At 63.1% G+C, this 6,486-nt stretch carries 6 protein-coding genes and 1 riboswitch; of the genes, 3 read left to right on the forward strand and 3 right to left on the reverse strand.

What is annotated here, in order from left to right:
• The first annotated feature begins 65 nt into the window (after window positions 1–65).
• Both P2G67_RS10410 and P2G67_RS10415 read left to right on the forward strand, forming a co-directional pair.
• The gene (locus tag P2G67_RS10410) at window positions 66–1,088 is read left to right on the forward strand and encodes a TRAP transporter substrate-binding protein (RefSeq protein ID WP_275822743.1); all 1,023 of its coding nucleotides are present in this window, start codon (window positions 66–68) and stop codon (window positions 1,086–1,088) included.
• A gap of 63 nt (window positions 1,089–1,151) precedes the next feature.
• Window positions 1,152–2,828 carry a solute carrier family 23 protein gene (locus tag P2G67_RS10415; RefSeq protein WP_275822745.1) on the forward strand — a complete coding sequence of 559 codons (1,677 nt, stop codon included), beginning with the start codon at window positions 1,152–1,154 and terminating at the stop codon, window positions 2,826–2,828.
• Window positions 2,829–2,874: 46 nt separating this feature from the next.
• Here the strand turns inward: P2G67_RS10415 and thiE are convergent, their stop codons facing one another.
• Both thiE and thiM read right to left on the reverse strand, forming a co-directional pair.
• Entirely contained in the window at window positions 2,875–3,525 is a 651-nt protein-coding gene (gene thiE, locus P2G67_RS10420; RefSeq protein ID WP_275822747.1) for a thiamine phosphate synthase, read from the reverse strand.
• A complete protein-coding gene (gene thiM, locus P2G67_RS10425) occupies window positions 3,522–4,340 on the reverse strand; it encodes a hydroxyethylthiazole kinase (protein WP_275822749.1) in 819 nt (272 codons plus the stop codon). The genes thiE and thiM overlap by 4 nt, the downstream gene beginning before the upstream one ends.
• 56 nt (window positions 4,341–4,396) lie before the next feature.
• A riboswitch (TPP riboswitch) is annotated at window positions 4,397–4,497 on the reverse strand.
• 118 nt (window positions 4,498–4,615) lie between these two features.
• Between thiM and P2G67_RS10430 the strand changes: the two genes are divergently transcribed.
• Entirely contained in the window at window positions 4,616–5,281 is a 666-nt protein-coding gene (locus P2G67_RS10430; protein WP_275822751.1) for an orotate phosphoribosyltransferase, read from the forward strand.
• Between the two features lie 308 nt (window positions 5,282–5,589).
• On the opposite strand, the gene bfr is transcribed toward P2G67_RS10430, so the two are convergent.
• Entirely contained in the window at window positions 5,590–6,075 is a 486-nt protein-coding gene (gene bfr, locus P2G67_RS10435; protein WP_275822753.1) for a bacterioferritin, read from the reverse strand.
• Window positions 6,076–6,486: the final 411 nt, after the last annotated feature.

Consider the following 6,486-nt stretch of genomic DNA (forward strand, 5'->3'; position numbering starts at 1 on the left):
ATACCCTTCGTCATGCTTCTGCTTTGACCCTTGGCGCGGCCGGTTTGGCTGCCGGAACTACGATGATGCCAGACATAGCTCGTGCATCACGCACCTTGACCATGGTGACAGCCTGGCCACCCGGCTTTCCCGGTCTGGGCACGACGGCCGAGCGATTCGCCAATCGTGTGAGCACGATGTCGAATGGCGAACTGAACATCCGTCTTCTGGCTGCCGGCGAGCTCGTGCCGGCCTTCGAGATCTTTGACGCAGTGGAGGCCGGCACAGCCGACCTCTACCACGGCGCGGCCTACTACTGGCAGGGACAGCATCCTGCCTATTCCTTCTTTACCTCCATACCCTTCGGTCCCACCCCGATCGAATATCAGGCCTGGCTAAACTTCGGTGGCGGCCAAGAGCTGCTCGACGAACTGGGCGAACAGTTCGGGCTGAAGCACCTCATCGCCGGTGACACCGGCGTGCAGATGAGCGGCTGGTATCGCCATCCGCTGGAATCGGTGGACGATCTGAAAGGCCTCAAGATTCGCTTCCCCGGATTCGCCGGTCAGGTTTTGACCCGGCTGGGCGCGGTGGTCGTGAACCTGCCTGCAACCGAAGTGGTCACCTCTCTGGCAAGCGGCTCGCTGGATGGCACTGACTGGGTTTCGCCTTGGCCCGACCGCGCCATGGGTCTTTTCCGGGTGGCCCCCTACTACTATTACCCCGGCTACCAGGAACCCAGCGGCCTGCTGGATCTTGGCATCTCGCTTGCTGTCTGGAACGACCTCACCGAAGCGCAGCAGGCGATATTGCGTAATGCGGCGCAGGCCGAAACCCTGGAGACCCTGGCCGAGTATCAAATTCGCAACGCGCAAACCTTGAAGACTCTGGTCGAAGAGGACGGCGTGGAAGTGCGTGCCTGGCCGGAGGCTATGCTGGATCGCTTTCTAGAGGTGTCCCGCGAGGTGATAGCGGAGACCGCCGACAAGGATCCCCTCACCGGCCGCATTCGGGAGTCACTGGCTGCCTTTCTGGAGGTTTCTGCACCCTGGAGTCAGATTTCCACCGAAGCATTTCTGGTTGCCCGGCAGCGCCGGCTCGCGTTGTAGGCCGGCTTGGACGCAGCACCGTTGAAAACCTCATCCAAGAGTAACCCTGTGCAGGAAGGGGCAGTGCCGCTTCCTGCACTGCTGCTGAATGGTCTTCAGCACATCGCAATCATTGCGCCGATCGGCCTCGTGTTTCCGCTCCTGGTGCTTCGAGCGGCCGGGGCAGATACCCAATTGCAGGAAGCGGTCATCAGCGCTTCGCTGGTGGCGCTTGGGCTTGGCAGCATCCTGTTGTGTGCCCGGCACCGGGCTTTAGGGAGCGGTTATCTGGCCCCTGCGGTGTTTACCGCCGCCTATCTGCCCGCCTCCTTGATGGCGGCACAGACGGGCGGCCTGCCGCTCGTGTTCGGCATGACAATATTCGCCGGCTGCTGCGAGGTTCTCTTCTCCTTCTTTCTCAGACGGCTGCGCCCTTATCTGCCGGTGGAAATTGCCGGTCTGGCGGTGGTCATGATCGGCTTCATTTTGGGGCTGATTGGGTTCCGGCTGCTTTTTGGCCTCGATAGCCTCGGCGCCTATCGAGGCATAGGGCCGGACGGTTTGTCATTGGGGCTTGGGTTCCTCGCCCTTGCCGTGATCATCGGACTGAACGTTTGGGCCAGAGGCGTCTTCAAGGTCTTCTCCGTGCTGATCGGCGTCGTGCTCATCTATCCCCTCGCCTGGATGCTCGACCGCACCGACCTCAACAATGAACTGCTGGAAGGGCATGACACGCTCTTTGCGCTGCCCACCTTCCCACTGCTGGTTCCAACCTTCGATATCGCTTTGGCGGTGCCCTTCATGGTGGGGGCACTGGCCTGCGCACTACGGGCCATCGGAGACATCACGACCTGCCAGAGGATCACCGATCCCAACTGGGTGCGCCCGGACATGACAAGTCTGGAGAAGGGTGTGCGTGCCGACGGCATAGCTACGTTGCTCGCAGGCGCAATGGGCACGGTGGGCCTCAACACCTTTTCCGGTTCCGTGGGCCTGTCGCAAGCCACGGGCATGATGCAGCGCCGGATCGGCTATGCCATCGGCGGGCTTTTCATCCTGCTTTCGCTGTTTCCTCATGTGGTCGTGTTGACGATCGGCATGCCGGATTCACTCACCGGCGCCATTCTCATCTTCTCGTCCGCCTTCATCCTGGCCAACGGGTTGAGCATCATCGTCTCGCGCATGCTCGACGAGCGACGAATCATCGCCGTCGGCGTGGCGCTGATCCTTGGCATCAGCCACGATATCTTTCCGCAATTCTACGAGACGCTGCCCCACTGGCTGATGACGATCACCGGCTCGTCACTGGTGGTCGCGGTGGTGACGGCACTGCTTCTCAACGGGCTGTTCCGCATCGGCATCAGCCGCAAGGCGGAACTCCAGCTCCCCATCAAGGGTGACCTCATCGACGAAATCGTTGCGTTCTGCCGTCTGCACGGCGCCCACTGGGGTGCGCGGCGCGACGTTATCGATCGCGTGATCAACGCCATGACCGAAGCGGGGGAAATGGCGGTTTCTCAAGGCCATGCCCTGGGCACGGTGGACATAGAATTGCACTACGATGAGTACCGTATCCTTGCACGAATGGTCTTCACGCCTGATCACAAGGCTTCAGGAGGCGGAGCTGAGGCAGATGCAATCGACGATTTCGCGCCAGAGGCCTCGGACCTGGAACTGCGGCTCATGCGCCACTTCGCCGACAAAGTCAGCATCGAGGAGCAAAGGGAACGACGGCTGCTGCGGCTGGTCTTTCAGACCTGACGCCATAGACCGGATCGCACTCTAACTGAACCTACGAGACTCCGGACTACACTTGGCCTGTGCTGGCGTCCTTCACGGCATCGCGCAACCGGCGGGCCGCCTGCGCCGGATCCTCGGCTCCCCCGATGGCCGACACCACGGCCACCCCGTTGGCGCCGGCTTCGATCACCGCTGTGGCGCGATCAGTTGAGATTCCTCCGATGCCCACCAATGGCTTGTCGGTTAGACGTCGCATCGCTGCCACGCCTTCCAGTCCGATCGCCTCCCCCGCATCGGGTTTGCTGGAAGTCGCAAATACCGGCCCAACGCCGATATAATCGACAGCGTAGAGCGGCACTCTGGCCAGCTCCGCAGCATTGGCCGCGGAGACGCCCAGGATCCGATCCTCCCCCAGGCGCGCCCGCGCCGCGGCGGCCTCATCATCATCCTGGCCCAGGTGCAAACCATCCGCCCCGAGCGCCAAGGCGACATCCAGACGATCGTTGACGATCAGAGGCACCCGCGCGGCTCGGCACAGCGGTATGAGCGCCTCTCCCAGCGCCAGCATATCGTGGTCGCTGGCCTCCTTGTCCCTGAGTTGGACCAGGGTGGCACCGCCGGCCAGCGCACGCGCCACCACGTCGCTCATACGCCGCCCGGCACAGTCACCGGGGCCAATGACGAGATAAACTGAAAGATCGAAAGTGGGGCGAGTCATGGGAGCCTGGCTTCCTCATCCAATTGCGCGGATTCGAGGTTGTAGAGTGCATCCAGCAGCGCAACGCGGAAGGAACCCGGCCCGCGCGCCACCGCTGCCGCACGCTCTCCGGCCACGCCCATGATGACGAGCGCATCGCGCGCCGCACGCATCGGATCCTTACACACCGCAGCCGCAGCCCCGGTCAAAGCGGTGAGTGCACAGCCGGCCGCGGTCACGCGGGTCAGCAGCATATGTCCGTTTGCAACCCGCAGGACAGCGTCGCCATCCGTGACCAAATCCACCTCACCGGTCACCGCGACCACCGCGCCGCTGTTCAGGGCCAGACGACGCGCCTGCTCCAGCACGGCATCGGCGGCCAGGGTCGAGTCGACGCCCTTTCCGCCGGAGTCCTGCGCACTCGCGCCGGAGAGTGCCGCTATCTCCGAGGCGTTGCCGCGGATGATGGTCGGCCGCATCTTTGCCAGGCGTGAGGCATTCGCCAGCCGGAACTTGGTGGCGCCGCAGCCCACCGGGTCCAGCACCCAGGGAGTGCCCGTCGCGACCGCCTGTGCCGCTGCGGCCACGGCGGCCTCGAGCCAATCGCTGGTGAAGGTACCGGTGTTGATGGTGAGAGCGGATGCGAGGGTGACGAACTCCTCCACCTCCTCACCCGCATGGGCCATAGCCGGCGAAGCGCCCACCGACAGGAGCAGGTTGGCAGCCAGGTCCATGGCCACGAAGTTGGTGATGTTCTGCACCAGAGGACCGGTGTCCCGGATGGCCGCAAGCGTGGCGCCCGGTCCCTGGTCGGCTAGGAAAGACTGTTTCGACATGAGGATACTTCCTCCCGTTGCTGGTTACGGGAGACGTCGCGGCGCGAGGCACAGCCCCTCGCCGGTCGGCGGCTCCCTGCGCTGGCATGATCCAGATCAGGTTCCATGGGTGTCATCTCAGCCCCGCTTCCCCGGCGGGACACCCCAGGCCAGTCGGCACTGTGGCTTTCACCGCGCTCCATGTCAAAGCACCCGAAGCAGGCGGGATACAGAAGGCATTGCCTCTGGGGGCCGGGCCGCCTATTCACGAAAACCTTCCAGCCGGAGTGACTGCCATGATCCTGTCCGACCAAGAGACGGCGCGGCTTACCGCCGAAACCCTGCTCGATATCCAGGCAGTGCTGTTCCGCCCGCAAGAGCCCTTCATCTTCACCTCAGGGCGCAAGAGCCCCGTCTATGTGGACTGTCGGCGGATCATTTCCTTCCCGCGGGCACGCGGGCTGATGATGGATCTGGGCTGCGGGCTCCTGGCGCGCAAAGCCGGGGTTGAAGCCTTCGATGCCGTCGCCGGGGGCGAAACCGCAGGCATACCCTTCGCAGCCTGGGTTGCCGAACGGCTTGGCCTGCCCATGGTCTACGTGCGCAAGAAGCCCAAGGGTTTCGGGCGCAATGCCCGGATCGAGGGAACCTTTCCGGAAGGTGCCCGCGTGCTTCTGGTCGAGGACCTGGCGACGGACGGGGGCAGCAAACTTAGCTTCGTCGAAGCACTGCGTGACGCCGGCGCAGAGATTGCACATAGCTTCGTCGTGTTCCACTACGGCATCTTCCCCCAAGGCATCGCTCAGTTGGAGGCTGCCGGCGTCAAGTTGCATGCGCTTTGCACCTGGTGGGACGCACTCGCCGCCGCCGAGGCGAAGGGCTACCTCGATGACGGCGGCATCGCTGAGGTGAGAGGCTTTCTCGAAGACCCGGACGGTTGGGCCGCCGCGCGAAACGACTGACAGGCAAAGCGATTCGAGCCGCCTCCATTTGCCCACTTGCGCGTGGCAATGCTCCCAACGATACTGCGAGTCATTCGCATTATCGTTGGGAGGCGCAAATGCCCGCATGGCAGTCACTGGACCTGCAACTCATCGCACGCCTGCTTGTCGCGGCTTCAGAGGAAAGGCGACCCGGCGCGGTGCGCTTGCCCGCAAAGGGACAGGCCTCCGGAAGTCGCACATCGCCGGAAGCGGATCAGGGTTTTGGCGTGGAAACACCCATAATGGCGGCAGAGTGACACCCGCTCGGGTGGGCGTCGTACGAGCCCTCACTCGCCGCCTGAGTTGGCCTCGGTTTGCAACTGGATGAAGTTCTGCAGCCCCATCTGGTCGATCAGCCCGATCTGGGTTTCGATCCAGTCGATATGCTCTTCCTCTGCATCCAGGATTTCGACGAAGAGATCGCGGCTGACATAGTCGCGCACGCTCTCGCAATGAGCCACGGCATCACGCAACAAGGGCACGCCCATGTGCTCCAGCTTGAGGTCGCACTCGAGGATCTCCTTGACGTCCTCGCCGATCAGCAGCTTGTCCAGGTCCTGCAGGTTGGGCAGTCCCTCCAGGAAAAGGATACGCTCGATGAGCTGATCGGCGTGCTTCATCTCGTCGATCGACTCTTCGTAGATCTTGTCCCCAAGCTTGGAGATGCCCCAGTTCTGCAGCATCCGGGCATGGAGAAAGTACTGATTGATGGCCGTCAGTTCGTTTTTCAGCACCCGGTTCAGGTAATCGATAACCTGCACATCGCCTTTCATCGCACCCTCCTGCCGTGGCTGCGCTCCATTCGGCCAAACGGCGCGCCATGGCAAGGCGCAACGCTGGGTCCGCTAGCGCGAGCAAGAGGTTAGATGAAAAAAATGCTGATGACCACAAGCGGCGTGTCGCGATACTGCGTCGTCAGCGCATTGGGCGCATTAGAGGAAGCGATGCAAGGCGCCTACTCTGCGGCGACCAGTGCAGGTGCCAGAGGGCTGGGGTTCGCTGCAGGTTCACGCTCCGCGGAAAGAAACCCGCGGATGGTTTCCTTGCAGCGCCCGCAGTTCGGTAACCCTCCGGTGAGCGCCGCGGCTCAGGCCGCTTGAGCGGCCGGGCTGTTGGCTTTCCAGTGCCAGGGCAGGAGCTCGTGCAGCCGGGTCTGCGGGATCTCGGCGATACGGGCGAGCACG

Source organism: Aquibaculum arenosum, from assembly GCF_029222965.1.
Lineage (GTDB): Bacteria > Pseudomonadota > Alphaproteobacteria > Kiloniellales > DSM-21159 > Aquibaculum > Aquibaculum arenosum.

Excerpts from the sequence above, each read along its gene's own strand:
- P2G67_RS10410 (WP_275822743.1), top strand. The coding sequence starts at position 66 with ATGCCAGACATAGCTCGTGCATCACGCACCTTGACCATGGTGACAGCC.
- thiE (WP_275822747.1), bottom strand. The coding sequence starts at position 3,525 with ATGACTCGCCCCACTTTCGATCTTTCAGTTTATCTCGTCATTGGCCCC.
- thiM (WP_275822749.1), bottom strand. The coding sequence starts at position 4,340 with ATGTCGAAACAGTCTTTCCTAGCCGACCAGGGACCGGGCGCCACGCTT.
- P2G67_RS10430 (WP_275822751.1), top strand. The coding sequence starts at position 4,616 with ATGATCCTGTCCGACCAAGAGACGGCGCGGCTTACCGCCGAAACCCTG.
- bfr (WP_275822753.1), bottom strand. The coding sequence starts at position 6,075 with ATGAAAGGCGATGTGCAGGTTATCGATTACCTGAACCGGGTGCTGAAA.